The sequence below is a fragment of the Lysobacter koreensis genome, assembly GCF_042677045.1.
Classification (GTDB): domain Bacteria; phylum Pseudomonadota; class Gammaproteobacteria; order Xanthomonadales; family Xanthomonadaceae; genus Lysobacter_K; species Lysobacter_K koreensis.
Genome location: NZ_JBHTIH010000003.1, coordinates 457,915 through 472,191 on the forward strand (window position 1 = coordinate 457,915; position 14,277 = coordinate 472,191).

10 protein-coding genes and 1 pseudogene are annotated in these 14,277 nt (G+C 70.7%); all 11 read left to right on the forward strand.

The window, feature by feature from the left end:
* Nucleotides 1–20: 20 nt before the first annotated feature.
* The 11 genes and pseudogenes from ACFQZQ_RS07490 to ftsZ all read left to right on the forward strand — a co-directional run bounded on the left by ACFQZQ_RS07490 (nt 21) and on the right by ftsZ (nt 14,021).
* On the forward strand, nt 21–1,820 hold the full coding sequence (locus ACFQZQ_RS07490; RefSeq protein ID WP_386812568.1) for a peptidoglycan D,D-transpeptidase FtsI family protein: 1,800 nt from the start codon (nt 21–23) through the stop codon (nt 1,818–1,820).
* A complete protein-coding gene (locus ACFQZQ_RS07495; RefSeq protein WP_386812131.1) occupies nt 1,817–3,292 on the forward strand; it encodes a UDP-N-acetylmuramoyl-L-alanyl-D-glutamate--2,6-diaminopimelate ligase in 1,476 nt (491 codons plus the stop codon). The genes ACFQZQ_RS07490 and ACFQZQ_RS07495 overlap by 4 nt, the downstream gene beginning before the upstream one ends.
* Complete coding sequence (locus ACFQZQ_RS07500) at nt 3,289–4,701, forward strand: UDP-N-acetylmuramoyl-tripeptide--D-alanyl-D-alanine ligase (protein ID WP_386812132.1); 1,413 nt, start codon at nt 3,289–3,291, stop codon at nt 4,699–4,701. Before ACFQZQ_RS07495 ends, ACFQZQ_RS07500 begins: the two co-directional genes overlap by 4 nt.
* Entirely contained in the window at nt 4,691–5,776 is a 1,086-nt protein-coding gene (mraY, locus tag ACFQZQ_RS07505) for a phospho-N-acetylmuramoyl-pentapeptide-transferase (protein WP_386812133.1), read from the forward strand. Before ACFQZQ_RS07500 ends, mraY begins: the two co-directional genes overlap by 11 nt.
* Nucleotides 5,776–7,095 (forward strand): putative lipid II flippase FtsW, encoded by a 1,320-nt coding sequence (ftsW, locus tag ACFQZQ_RS07510; protein WP_386812134.1) that lies wholly within the window; start codon nt 5,776–5,778, stop codon nt 7,093–7,095. Before mraY ends, ftsW begins: the two co-directional genes overlap by 1 nt.
* On the forward strand, nt 7,092–8,183 hold the full coding sequence (gene murG, locus ACFQZQ_RS07515; RefSeq protein ID WP_386812135.1) for an undecaprenyldiphospho-muramoylpentapeptide beta-N-acetylglucosaminyltransferase: 1,092 nt from the start codon (nt 7,092–7,094) through the stop codon (nt 8,181–8,183). Before ftsW ends, murG begins: the two co-directional genes overlap by 4 nt.
* Entirely contained in the window at nt 8,180–9,637 is a 1,458-nt protein-coding gene (gene murC, locus ACFQZQ_RS07520; protein WP_386812136.1) for a UDP-N-acetylmuramate--L-alanine ligase, read from the forward strand. Before murG ends, murC begins: the two co-directional genes overlap by 4 nt.
* Nucleotides 9,634–10,623, forward strand: a complete 990-nt coding sequence (locus ACFQZQ_RS07525; RefSeq protein WP_386812137.1) for a D-alanine--D-alanine ligase — start codon at nt 9,634–9,636, stop codon at nt 10,621–10,623. Before murC ends, ACFQZQ_RS07525 begins: the two co-directional genes overlap by 4 nt.
* Nucleotides 10,620–11,348, forward strand: a pseudogene (locus tag ACFQZQ_RS07530) (cell division protein FtsQ/DivIB); the annotation flags it as partial. The gene ACFQZQ_RS07525 and the pseudogene ACFQZQ_RS07530, both read left to right, overlap by 4 nt.
* Nucleotides 11,349–11,356: 8 nt before the next feature.
* Nucleotides 11,357–12,607 (forward strand): cell division protein FtsA, encoded by a 1,251-nt coding sequence (gene ftsA / locus ACFQZQ_RS07535; protein WP_386812138.1) that lies wholly within the window; start codon nt 11,357–11,359, stop codon nt 12,605–12,607.
* 184 nt (nt 12,608–12,791) lie between these two features.
* Nucleotides 12,792–14,021, forward strand: a complete 1,230-nt coding sequence (ftsZ, locus tag ACFQZQ_RS07540; protein WP_386812139.1) for a cell division protein FtsZ — start codon at nt 12,792–12,794, stop codon at nt 14,019–14,021.
* Nucleotides 14,022–14,277: the final 256 nt, after the last annotated feature.

Below are 14,277 nucleotides of genomic sequence, written 5' to 3' on the forward strand. Positions count from 1 at the left end.
ACCTGCGCAACCGGCTGCTCATGGTCGGCGGCGCGCTGGGCCTGTGCTCGTTGGCGCTGGTCGGCCGCGCGCTCGACCTGCAGGTGGTCAACAACGCGTTCTACCGCCAGCAGGGCGACGCGCGCGCCTTGCGCGAGCTGCCGATCCCGACCTCGCGCGGCATGATCACCGACCGCAATGGCGAGCCGCTGGCCGTGTCGACCCCGGTCGAGTCGATCTGGGGCAACCCGCAAGAGCTGCTGAAGAACCCCGCGCGCATCCCCGAGCTGGCCAAGGCGCTGGGCGTGCCCGTCGACTACCTGACGCGCAAGCTCAGCCAGCGCGCCGGCAAAGAGTTCCTGTACCTGCAGCGCCGCATCAACCCCGACCAGGCGCGCCGCATCCTCGCCCACAAGATCCCCGGAGTGTTCTCGCAGCGCGAGTTCCGCCGCTTCTACCCGCAGGGGGAGGCGATGGCGCACATCCTGGGCTTCACCAACATCGACGACCGCGGCCAGGAAGGCCTGGAGCTCGCGTTCGACGACTGGCTGCGCGGCAAACCCGGCGCGAAACGTGTCATCCGCGACGGTGCCGGCCGCATCGTCGAGAACGTCGACCTGGTGAAGTCGGCCGAACCCGGCCACGACCTCACCCTGACCATCGACCGCCGCATCCAGTTCCTGGCCCACCGCGAACTGCGCAACACGCTGCTGCGCACCGGCGCCAGCAGTGGCTCGGCGGTGGTGCTCGACGTTGCCACCGGCGAGGTGCTGGCGATGGCCAACCTGCCGACCTACAACCCCAACGCGGTCGGCATGGGCAATCCCGACACGCATCGCAACCGCGCGATCACCGACGTGATCGAGCCTGGCTCGACGATGAAGCCGCTGACCGTGGCCGCGGCGCTCGAAGCCGGTGTGATCACGCCGCGCACCGTGTTCGATACCAACCCGGGCTGGATCGCGAACGGCCGCTACCGCACCACCGACCACCACAACTACGGCGTGCTCGACACCACCGGGGTCATCACCAAGAGCTCGAACGTAGGCACCTCCAAGATCGTGGCGAAGCTGCCGAACCAGGCCTTCTACGATTTCCTGCACAAGTTCGGCTACGGCCAGAAGCCGGGCAGCGGTTTCCCCGGCGAGTCGTCCGGGGTGCTGGCGCAGCCGGCGCGCTGGAGCGGCACCACCAAGCAGACCATGTCCTACGGCTACGGCCTGTCGGCCACGCCGCTGCAGATCGCGATGGCCTATGCCGCGCTCGGCAACGGCGGTCGGCTGATCGCGCCGACCTTCGTCAAGGGCGAGCGCAACGAGGCGCGGCAGGTGCTGGATCCGGCGATCGCGGCCGAGATCATGAAGATGATGCAGACCGTGACCGAGACCGGCGGCACCGCCACCCAGGGCGCGATCCTGGGCTACCACGTCGCCGGCAAGACCGGCACCGCGCGCAAGTACAACGACACCGGCGGCTACTCGCGCCGCTACGTCTCGTTCTTCGCCGGCGTGGTGCCGGTGCAGAACCCGCGCTTCTCGATGGTGGTCGCGGTCAACGACCCCGATCCGGGCAAGGGCTACTTCGGCGGCCTGGTGTCGGCGCCGGTGTTCAAGAACGTCATGGAAGGCGCGCTGCGCCTGATGGACGTCGCGCCCGACGACATCGACACCTGGCTGGCCGCGCAGGCCGACGCCGAGGCCAAGCGCATCAAGGCCAACGGCGGCAAGCCGACCACCAGCGGGCCGGTAGTGCCGGCGGTCGCGGGCACCGCCAACGCGCTGCCGCCGGTCGCAGGCACCACCAGCGCGCTGCCCGCGCCGGTGTCCGGGGGCGTGCAATGACCCGCTCCATGCCACTGGCCCAGCTGCTGCCCGACGTGACCGGGATTCCCGCCGACCTGCTGATCGGCGGCCTGGTGCAGGACAGCCGCGAGTTGCGTGCCGGCGATGCGTTCGTCGCGATCGGCGGCTTCGGCGTGCACGGGCTCAAGTTCGTCGAGCAGGCGCGTGCGGCCGGTGCCAGCGCGATCCTGTTCGAGGCGCCGGCGCCCGCCGATGCGCCGGCGCCCGCCGATGCGATCGCGGTACCGAAGCTGCGCGCGCGTTTGGGCGAACTGGCCGACCGCTTCCACGACCGCGTCAGCGCGGCGATGACCGTGGTCGGCGTGACCGGCACCAACGGCAAGACCTCCACCGTGCAACTGCTGGCGCAAGCGTGGAGCCTGCGCGGGACCTGCAGCGGCACCATCGGCACGCTCGGCGCCGGTCTGTACGGACACACCGTGCCGACCGGTTTCACCACCCCGCTGGTGCTGCGCCTGCACGCGCTGCTCGCCCAATTGCACGAGGCCGGCGCGCAGGCGGTGGCGATGGAAGTCAGCTCGCACGCGCTCGACCAGGGCCGCGTGGATGGCGTGCATTTCGACATCGCGCTGTTCACCAACCTCACCCGCGACCACCTCGACTACCACGGCGACATGGCCGGCTACGGCGCGGCCAAGGCGCGCCTGTTCGCGTGGCCGGGACTGAAGGCGGCGGCCATCAACCTCGATGACGACTACGGCCGCCAGCTGCACGCCGCGCTGCCGGCCTCGCTGCGCGCGATCGGCTTGTCGTCGCGCGGCCACGCCGACGCGACGCTGCGCGCCGAGGCACTGCGCCTGGACAGCAACGGCATTGGTTTCGTGCTGCGTGTGGGCGAGGAAACCCACCCGGTGCAGTCGCCGCTGCTCGGCCGCTTCAACGTCGACAACCTGCTCGCGGTCGCCGGCGCGCTGCACGCGCTGGGCGACGCGCCGGAACAAATCGCCGCGACGCTGTCGCAGCTGCAGCCGATCCACGGCCGTATGAACCGCCTGGGTGGCAACGGCCGCCAGCCGTTGGTGGTGATCGACTACGCCCATACCCCCGACGCGCTCGAGCAGGCGCTGGCCTCGCTGCGCGCGCACGCCCAGGCGCGGTTGATCTGCGTGTTCGGCTGCGGTGGCGAGCGCGACCGCGGCAAGCGGCCGCAGATGGCGGCGATCGCCGAAGCGGGCGCCGACCTGGTGATCGTCACCGACGACAACCCGCGCGCCGAGGATGGCGACGCGATCGTGGCCGAGATCCTGGCCGGGTTCGCCGATGCCAGCGCCGTGATCGTGCAGCGCGACCGCGCCGCCGCGATCGCGCGCGCGATCGGCGAAGCGGGCGCCGAGGACATCGTGCTGATCGCCGGCAAGGGCCACGAGCCGTACCAGGAGATCGATGGCGTGCAGCACCCGTTCGACGATACCCAGGTCGCGCGCACCAACCTGGAGGCGAGGGAAGCATGAAGGCGCTTTCGCTCTCCGAGATCGCGCGCCTGACTGGCGGCCGCCTGCACGGCGCCGACGCGACGGTCTCTGCCATCGCCACCGACACCCGCGCGCTGGCGAACCCCGGCGGCGCGTTGTTCGTCGCGCTCAAGGGCGAGCGCTTCGATGGCCACGACCATGTCGCCGCCGCTGCCGCTGCCGGCGTCGCCGCGGCGCTGGTGTCGCGGCCGCTGGACGTCGCGATCGCGCAGGTCGTGGTCGCCGACACCCAGCGCGCGCTGGCCGACCTCGCCGCCGCGGTGCAGCGCGGGCGCGCCGGCAAGGCCGTCGCGATCACCGGCAGCAACGGCAAGACCAGCGTCAAGGCGCTGCTGCTGGCGATCCTGCAGCGCGCCGCCGAACTGGCCGGCACGGTCGTGTACGCGACCCCGGGCAACCGCAACAACGAGATCGGCCTGCCGTTGGCGGTGCTCGATGCGCCCGAGGACGCGCAGTTCGCGATCTACGAGATGGGCACCGGTGCGCCGGGCGACATCGCCTACCTGACTGGAGTCGTGCGCCCCGACGTGGCGGTGGTCAACAACGTCGCGCCCGCGCACCTGGAGCGCATGGGCAGCCTGCTCGGCATCGCCGACACCAAGGCCGCGGTCTACGACGCGTTGCCGGCCGACGGCGTGGCGGTGATCAACGCCGACGACGCGTTCGCACCGTATTTCGCCGAACGCGCGCACGGCCGCCGCCTGATCCGGTTCGGGCTCGATGGCGGCGCCGACGTCAGCGCGCGCGCGATAGAACCGACCGACGATGGCTCGCGCTTCATCCTGGTCACCCCGCTCGGCGAGGCTCCGGTCGCGCTGCCGATGCCCGGTCGCCACAACGTCCGCAACGCGCTCGCGGCGGCCTCGCTCGCGCTCGGCCTGGACCTGCCGCTGGACGTGATCGCGCACGGCCTGAGCCGCGTGCAGCCGGTCGCCGGCCGCCTGGTCGCGCAGCGCCTGGGCAATGGCGCGGTGCTGGTCGACGACAGCTACAACGCCAACCCCGGCTCGCTGGCGGCGGCGATCGACACCCTGGCCGAAGCCGCGCGCGCCGAGGCGGGGGAGGGCTGGCTGGTGCTCGGCGACATGCGCGAACTCGGCGACGACGCCGCCGCGATGCACGCCGAAGCCGGGCGGCGCGCGAAGGCGGCCGGCATCGCCCGTCTGTACACGCTCGGCGCGCTCAGCGCGGCCGCGGCGCAGGCGTTCGGCGAGGGTGCGACGCACCACGGCAACCACGACGCATTGGCGCAGGCGCTGCAGAACGAACTGCGCGCCGGCGTGCGCGTGCTGGTCAAGGGATCGCGTGGCAGTGCCATGGATCGAATCGTCCGCGCGCTGCTCGACGCCGCGCCGGCCACCGGGAAAGGGGACACCGATGCTGCTTGAACTGACCCGCTGGCTAGAGAACCTGCAGAGCCTGTTCGGCCTGTTCGGCTACCTCACGTTCCGCGGCATCCTCAGCGCGTTGACCGCGCTCGCGCTGTCGCTGTGGTGGGGACCGGCGGTGATCCGCCGCCTCGGCCAGCTCAAGGGCGGCCAGCCGATCCGCAAGGACGGCCCGGAATCGCACTTCTCCAAGGCCGGCACGCCGACCATGGGTGGCGCGCTGATCCTGATCACGGTGCTCGCCTCGGTGCTGCTGTGGGGCGACCTGCGCAACCGCTACGTGTGGCTGGTGCTGGCGGTGATGGTCGCGTTCGGCGCGATCGGCTGGTACGACGACTGGCTGAAGATCGTGCGTCGCGATCCCAATGGCATGAAGTCGCGCTGGAAGTACGCACTGCAGTCGATCTTCGGCCTGGCCGCCGGCGTGTTCCTGTACCTGACCGCCGACGTGCCGGCCGCGACCACCTTCTACATCCCGTTCTTCAAGGCGATCGCGCTGCCGCTGGTGAGCATCAGCTTCGTGGCGATCGCGTACTTCTGGATCGTCGGCTTCTCCAACGCGGTCAACCTCACCGACGGCCTCGACGGCCTGGCGATCATGCCCACGGTGCTGGTCGCCTGCGCGCTGGGCGTGTTCGCCTACGCCTCGGGCAATGCGGTGTTCTCCGAGTACCTGCAGATCCCGCAGGTGCCCGGCGCCGGCGAGCTGGTGATCATCTGCGCCGCGATCGCCGGCGCGGGGCTGGGCTTCCTGTGGTTCAACACCTACCCGGCGATGGTGTTCATGGGCGACATCGGCGCGCTTGCGCTCGGCGCGGTGCTGGGCTGCATCGCGGTGATCGTGCGCCAGGAGCTGGTGCTGGTGATCATGGGCGGCATCTTCGTGGTCGAAACGCTGTCGGTGATGATCCAGGTCGCGTCGTTCAAGCTCACCGGCAAGCGCGTGTTCCGGATGGCGCCGATCCACCACCATTTCGAACTCAAGGGCTGGCCCGAGCCGCGCGTGATCGTGCGCTTCTGGATCATCTCGGTGGTGCTGGTGCTGGTCGGCCTGGCGACGTTGAAGATCCGCTGATGACCGACGCCTACGCCCCTCGCCAAGCCACCCGCCTCGACGCCATCCCCGGGCGCTTCGACCCGTGGCTGCTGGGCGTGTCGTGCGCGCTGGCGTGCCTGGGCGTGGTGATGGTCGGCTCGGCCGGGGTGGGCGTGGCCGAGCGCCACGAGGTCGGGCCGCTGTACTTCCTGAGCCGGCACATCGTGTTCCTCGCGATCGGCGCGGCGTTGGCGGTATGGGCGATGCGCACCGAGCTCAAGGGCATCGAGCAGCGCAGCCAGTGGCTGCTGCTGGCCTGCTTCGTGATGCTGATCGCGGTGTTCGTGCCCGGGATCGGTCGCCAGCTCAACGGCGCGAATCGCTGGATCAACCTGGGCGTGTCGAACTTCCAGGCGGTCGAGGCGGTCAAGCTGATGTACATCGTCTGGCTGGCGAGCTACCTCAAGCGCTACAGCGAGGAAGTCGCGGCCAACTGGCCGGCCATGCTGAAGCCGCTCGGCGTGGCGGTGGCGCTAGTGGTGCTGCTGATCCTGCAGCCGGACTTCGGCTCGCTCTCGCTGATCCTGGCGATCACCGCCGGCATGCTGGTGCTCGGCGGCGTCAACATGCCGCGCATGTTCGGGCCGGTGCTGGTCGGGCTGCCGGTGCTCGCGGTGATCGCGATCGCCGAGCCTTACCGCATGCGCCGCCTGACCTCGTTCGTCGACCCGTTCGCCGACCCGTTCGGCTCGGGCTACCAGTTGTCGAACGCGCTGATGGCGGTCGGCCGCGGCGAGTGGTTCGGCGTCGGCCTGGGCGCGTCGGTGCAGAAGCTGTCGTACCTGCCGGAGGCGCACACCGACTTCATCATGGCGGTGATCGCCGAGGAGCTCGGCTTCGTCGGCGTGTGCCTGGTGGTCGCCCTGTACGCCACCCTGGTCGGGCGCGCGTTCTGGATCGGCCTGCAGTGCGTCGAAATGCGCCGCCATTTCGCCGGCTACTGCGCGTTCGGCATCGCGTTGTGGATGGGCCTGCAAAGCTTCGTCTCGATCGGGGTCAACCTCGGCCTGCTGCCGACCAAGGGCCTGACCCTGCCGCTGATTTCCTCGGGCGGTTCCAGCGTGCTGATGACCTGCGCCGCGCTCGGCCTGTTGCTGCGCGTGTCCTACGAACTGGAACGGGCGCAGCGGCAAGTCGCGCGCCTGCGTGGCGAGGCGATGCAGCCGTCGGCGGGCCACGTGCCGGCGACCGCGCAACCGTTGCCGGCGACCGCGCCGTCGACCAAGTCCAGCGACGCCGCGCGCGGCACCAGCCGCCTGCGCCAGCGCGTCGAGCCGACACTCGGGAGGCTCGCATGACCGCGGCTGTCGATACGCGCCCAGTGATGATCCTCGCCGGTGGCACCGGCGGCCACATCTTTCCCGGGCTGGCGGTCGCCAAGGCGCTGCAGGCGCGCGGCGTGCCGGTCACGTGGCTCGGCGCCGACGGCGCGATGGAAACCCGGCTGGTGCCTCAGCACGGCATCGCCATCGATACCATCGCGGTGCGCGGCGTGCGCGGCAAGGGCGTCGCGACCCTGCTCGGTGCGCCGTTCAAGGTATTCGCCGCGGTGCGCGCGGCGCGCCACGTGCTGCGCCAGCGCCGGCCGCGCGCGGTGGTCAGCTTCGGCGGCTTTGCCGCGGGCCCGGGCGGACTGGCCGCGCGCCTGGCCGGCGTGCCGCTGATCGTGCACGAGCAGAACCGCGCGCCGGGCATGACCAACCGCGTGCTCGCGCGCTTCGCCGGCCGTGTGCTGAGCGGCTTCCCGGGCAGCTTCGAACGCGAGGAAGTCGTCGGCAACCCGGTGCGCACCGAGATCACCGCGATCGCGCCACCCGAGCAACGCTTCGCCGCACGCGACGGCGCGTTGCGCCTGCTCGTGCTCGGTGGCAGCCAGGGCGCGCGCGCGCTCAACGCGGCAGTGCCGCAAGCGCTGGCCACGCTGCGCGGCGCGCTGGCCTGCGAGGTGCGCCACCAGTGCGGCGAGAAGCTGCGCGACGACGCCCAGCGTGCGTACGCCCAGGCCGGCATCGAGGCCTCGGTCGAACCATTCATCGCCGACATGGCCGCCGCCTACGCGTGGGCCGACCTGGTGATCTGCCGCGCCGGCGCGCTGACCATCAGCGAACTGTGCGCGGCCGGCGTCGGCAGCGTGCTGGTGCCGTTCCCGGCGGCGGTGGACGACCACCAGACCAAGAACGCGCGCTACGTCGTCGATCGCGGCGCGGGCTTCCTGGTGCCCGAAGGCGAAGACCTCGCCCAGCGCCTGAGCGCCACGATCGAAATCCTCAACCAGCGCGCCGACCTGCTGCCGCTGGCGCAGGCCGCGCGCGGCCTCGCGCGCGCCGACGCCGCCGAACGCGTCGCCGCGATCGTCATCGAACAATTCCTGGAGTCGCGCGCATGAGCACCTCCCTGCGCCGCCGCCTGCAGCACAGCGGCGACCTCGCCAAGGCCTTCCCGCGCGTGCACTTCGTCGGCATCGGCGGGGTCGGCATGAGCGGCATCGCCGAAGTCATGTGCACGCTGGGCTACCAGGTGTCGGGCTCGGACAACGCCGACAACGCGGTCACGCGGAGGCTGGCCTCGCTCGGCGTCAGCGTGCAGCGCGGCCATGCCGCGGCGAACGTGCTGGGCACCGATTGCGTGGTCGCGTCGAGCGCGATCAAGGCCGACAACCCGGAGCTGATGGAAGCGCGCGCGCAGCGCATCCCGATCGTGCCGCGCGCCGAGATGCTGGCCGAGCTGATGCGCTTCCGCCGCGGCATCGCGGTCGCCGGCACCCACGGCAAGACCACCACCACGTCGCTGCTGGCCAGCGTGCTCGGCGAGGCCGGGCTCGACCCGACCTTCGTGATCGGCGGCCAGCTGCTCGCCGCCGGCGCCAACGCGCGCCTGGGCGGCGGCCAGTGGCTGGTGGCCGAGGCCGACGAGAGCGACGGCAGCTTCCTGCGCTTGAACCCGCAGATCGCGATCGTCACCAACATCGACGCCGACCACCTCGAGAACTACGGCGGCGACTTCGCCAACGTCCAGGCCGCGTTCGACGAGTTCCTGCACCGGCTGCCGTTCTACGGGCTGGCGGTGCTGTGCATCGACGACGCCGAGGTCGCGGCGCTGGCCGCCAAGACCTCGCGCCACGTGATGACCTATGGCTTCTCCGAACACGCCGACGTGCGCGCCGAAGAGGTCAGCCAGACCGGCGGCCGCATGCGCTTCAGCCTGTGCCTGCCCGATGGAACCCGCTGCCCGGTGATGCTGGCGCTGCCCGGCCGCCACAACGTGCAGAACGCGCTGGCCGCCGCCGCGGTGGCCTGGCAGCTGGGCGTCGAGCCGGCGGTGATCGCGCACGCGCTCGAAGGCTTCGCCGGCATCGGCCGCCGCTTCAACCTGCTTGCGCAGGTGCCGGTGACAGGTGGCGTGGTGACCGTGGTCGACGACTACGGCCACCACCCCAAGGAACTGGAGGCGGTGTTCGCCGCCGCGCGAGGTGGCTGGCCGGACAAGCGCCTGGTGGTTGCGTTCCAGCCGCACCGCTACAGCCGCACCCGCGACCTGTTCGACGAGTTCGCCGCGGTGCTGTCCAGCGTCGACGCGCTGGTGCTGACCGAGGTCTACCCGGCCGGTGAAGCGCCGATCGCCGGCGCCGACGCCAAGGCGCTGGCGCGCGCGATCCGCGCGCGCGGCCGCATCGACCCGGTCGTGGTCGGCGGCGCCGCCGACCTATCCAGCGTGCTGCCCGACGTGCTGCATGCCGACGACCTGCTGCTGCTGATGGGCGCGGGCGACATCGGTCACGCCGCGCAGCAGATCGCCAAGAGTGGCTTCGTCAAAGCAACCTCCCAGGGAGAAACCCAGTGACCGTGCAGTTCGCGCCGCCACGCACCAGCGACCCGGCCGTGTTCGGCCGCGTCGCCGTGCTGATGGGCGGCACTAGCGCCGAGCGCGAGGTGTCGCTCGATTCCGGCAGCGCCGTGCTCGAGGCGCTGCGCGCGCGCGGCGTCGACGCGTTCGCGGTCGACGGCATCCCGGCGCTGATCGAGCAGATCCGCGCTGGCGGCGTCGATCGTGTCTTCAACATCCTCCACGGCAACAAGGGCGGTGGCGAGGACGGCGTGCTGCAGGGCCTGCTCGAGGCGCTCGGCGTGCCCTACACCGGCTCGGACGTGCTCGGCTCGGCGCTGAGCATGGACAAGATCCGCACCAAGCAGGTGTGGCTCGCGAGCGGCCTGCCGACGCCACGCTACGTGCGCCTCGCGCCGGGTAGCGATGTACACGCCGCCGCGCGCGAACTCGGCCTGCCGGTATTCATCAAACCGTCGAGCGAAGGCTCCAGCGTCGGCGTGTCGCGCGTGCTCGATGATGCCGACCTCGACGGTGCGGTCGAACTGGCCGCGCGTTACCCCGGCGAGATGCTGATGGAGCAGCTGGTGGTTGGCGACGAGCTCTCCGTGCCGGTGCTCGCCAGTCGCGACGGCCACGTCGCGCTGCCTTCTACCCGCATCGTTCCCAAGGGCGAGTGGTACGACTACCACGCCAAGTACATCGCCGACGACACCCAGTACCTGTGTCCCGGCTACGAGGGCGCCGACGAGGACGAAATCCGCCAGCTCGCGCTCGCCGCCTTCATCGCCGCCGGTTGCCGCGGCTGGGGCCGCGTCGACATCCTGCGCGACCGCGCCAGTGGCCAGTTCCATCTGCTCGAAATCAACACCGCCCCGGGCATGACCAGCCACTCGCTGATGCCCAAGGCCGCGCGCCAGGTCGGCATCGAGTTCGAGGAGCTGTGCTGGCGCGTGCTCGAGTCGTCGCTGCCCGAATCCACTGTGGGAGACGTGCAGCCGTGAACGCGATGCTGCGCCTTGTCGCCTGGCTGCTAGCACTCGTGCTGGTCGCGTTGCCGGTGGTGGCCGTGCTCAACGGCTGGGTCGGCAACGACCGCTGGCCGTTGAAGCGGTTGCGGGTGACGGGCGAGTTCGCGCAGGTCGACGAAGCGCGGTTGCGCGAGACGCTGCTGCCGTTCGCGCGCCGCGGCTTCTTCGCGGTGGACCTGGAGGCGGCGCAGGCCGCGGTCGCCAGGCTGCCCTGGGTCGAGACGGCCGAGGTGCGCAAGCGCTGGCCCGACGTGCTCGAAGTGCGCGTGGTCGAACACCGCCCGTTCGCGCGTTGGGGCGATGATCGCCTGCTGTCCGAGCACGGCCGCCTGTTTTCCAACCACGGCGTCGACGTCCCCAAGGGCCTGCCGCGCTTCGCCGGCCCGGAGACGCGGGTGGCCGACGTCGTCGCGCTCTACAACGAGTCGCGCGCGCTGTTCACGCCGATCGGCATGGACGTGCACGCCGTTCAACTCGACCCGCGCGGCAGCTGGTCGATCGCGCTGGGCAACGGCGCGCAGGTGGTCATCGGCCGCAGCGAGGCACGCGCGCGGCTGGGTCGTTTCGTGCGCCTGATGCCGCAGCTGCTGGCGCAGCAAACCCAGCAGCTGGCGCGCGCGGACCTGCGCTACACCAACGGTTTTTCGCTGTCTTGGAAGCCGCTCCCGGCGCCCGCGGCGGCATCGCAGCAAATGCAAGGAAAGTCATGAATCGCAAAGGCGACAAGTCGCTGATCGTCGGCCTCGACATCGGTACCTCCAAGGTGGTGGCGCTGGTGGGCGAGTACTCGCCCGACAACGGCCGGCCCGGCAACCCGATCGAGGTGATCGGCATCGGCTCGCACGAATCGCGCGGCCTGCGCCGCGGCGTCGTGGTCGACATCGAGTCCACCGTGCAGTCGATCCAGCGCGCGATCGAGGAAGCCGAGCTGATGGCCGGCTGCGAGATCCGCTCGGTCTACGCATCGATCTCGGGCAGCCACGTGCAGTGCCGCAACTCGCAGGGCATCGCGCCGATCCGCGATGGCGAGGTCAGCTTCGCCGACCTCGACCGCGTGCTCGAGGCCGCCAAGGCCGTGGCGATCCCGGCCGACCAGCGCATCCTGCACGCGATCCCGCGCGACTACGTGCTCGACGATTCGCAGGAAGGCATCCGCAATCCGGTCGGCATGACCGGCGTGCGCCTGGAGGTGCACGCGCACCTGGTGGTCTGCGCGCAGTCGGCCGCGGCCAACGTCAGCAAGTGCGTGCAGCGCTGCGGCCTGCAGGTCGACGACTTGATCTTGGGCGTGCTCGCGTCGAGCCACGCGGTGCTGACCAGCGACGAACGCGAGCTGGGCGTGGTGCTGGTCGACATCGGCGCCGGCACCACCGACATCGCGGTGTTCGTGCAGGGCGCGATCGCACACAGCGCGAGTCTGCCGATCGCCGGCGACAAGGTCACCGAGGACATCGCGCACATGCTGCGCACCCCGACGCCGGAGGCCGAGCAGATCAAGGTCCGTTACGCCTGCGCGCTGGCGCAGATGGCGACCGCCGAGGAATCGATCCAGGTGCCATCGGTCGGCGACCGTCCGCCGCGGCGCATGCCGCGCCACTCGCTCGCGCAGGCGGTACAGGCGCGCTACGAGGAGATCTTCGAAATGATCCAGGCCGAGCTGCGGCGCAGCGGCTTCGAACAGCACGTGCGCGCCGGCATGGTCCTGACCGGCGGCGCCGCGAAGATGGAAGGCGTGGTCGAGCTGGCCGAGGAAATGCTGCAGATGCCGGTGCGCGTGGGCATCCCGCAGCACGTGACCGGCCTGGGCGAAGTGGTCGGCAACCCGGTGCATGCGACCGGCGTCGGCCTGCTGCTGATGGGCAGCCAGATCGAGAACCCGCGGCGACCGGCGATTTCCGCCGGGCGCGCCGGGTCGTTCCTGAGCAAGTTGAAGAACTGGTACCGCGGCGAGTTCTGAGGCCGTGGTGGTACGCGTTTTTCTGGAATCGAGCCGTCCACCGGCGCCGGTTCCTGCAAGGAGTGGCACGAACCGGAGGCGCGGTTCGGGTCACGCGGAAGGCGAGGCGGCGGACAACTTTTGCAGCACCTGCAACACACCCGACAACACCATAACTAGCACCACATAAAACGAGGACACGGACATGGCGCACTTCGAACTGGTTGAAAACATGGCCCCGAACGCAATCATCAAGGTGATCGGCGTGGGCGGCGGCGGCGGCAACGCGGTCGCGCACATGGTCAGCGGCAACGTCGATGGCGTGGAGTTCATCACCGCCAACACCGACTCGCAGGCGATCAAGAACTGCGGCGCCAAGCTGCAGCTGCAGCTGGGCAGCAACGTCACCAAGGGCCTGGGCGCCGGCGCGAACCCGGAGGTTGGTCGTCAAGCAGCCTTGGAAGACCGCGAACGCATCATGGACGCGCTGCAGGGCGCCGACATGGTGTTCATCACCGCCGGCATGGGCGGCGGCACCGGCACCGGCGCGGCGCCGGTCGTGGCGCAGCTGGCCAAGGAGATGGGCATCCTGACCGTCGCCGTGGTCACCAAGCCCTTCCCGTTCGAAGGCCGCCGCCGCATGCAGGTCGCGCTCAAGGGCATCGAGGAACTGAGCCACCACTGCGACTCGCTGATCACGATCCCGAACGAGAAGCTGATCACCGTGCTCGGCCGCAACGCGACCATGATCCAGGCGTTCCGCGCCGCCAACGACGTGCTGCTCGGCGCCGTGCAGGGCATCGCCGACCTGATCGTGCGTCCGGGCCTGATCAACGTCGACTTCGCCGACGTGCGCACCGTGATGTCCGAGATGGGCCTGGCGATGATGGGCACCGGCTCGGCCCGCGGCGACGACCGCGCCCAGGCCGCGGCAGAAGCGGCGGTGCAGAACCCGCTGCTCGACGACATCAACCTGTCCGGCGCCAACGGCATCCTGGTCAACATCACCGCCGGCCCGGACTTCACCATGGCCGAGTTCGACGAGGTCGGCCGCACCATCGAGGCGTTCGCCTCCGAGGACGCGACCGTGGTCATCGGCACCGTGCTCGACCCGGACATGCAGGACGAGGTCAAGGTCACGGTGGTCGCCACCGGCCTCAACCGGGTCGCCGCCAAGGCCGGCTTCGAGAGCGCGCGCCGGCCGCAGATGAGCGTGGTCAACACCGTGGTCAAGCGCGACGGCACCACCGGCCTGCCGATCGACGCGATCGACGCGATCGGCGACGCCTACGCGCCAGCGATGCCGAGCTTCGGCGGCAGCCTGCGCGGCGGTTCGCGCAGCGTCGAGAGCGGCCCGGCCGCCGCCGTGGCCGACTTCCCCACGGACAGCAGCTACCTCGACATCCCCGCGTTCCTGCGTCGTCAGGCGGATTGACCGGCCCGTCGATCCGCCAGTCGACCGGTTCGTTCGTCCGTAGTGTCCCGTTATCGCCCCGGCCCGCCGCCGGGGCGCTTGGGTCGGTCGGTCCGCCCGCACAGGGCGGCCGACCGGCCGGTTTCCTGCTCCCTCACACCGGGGCGGGTATAAGTCCAAGCGGTTACAAGTCGCTTCGTTAAGGTTCAGTCGGCTGCGTGTTAACCTTGCCGACCGGCGATGAGACCCAGTCGCATCTCGCCCGTCCTGCCGCGCG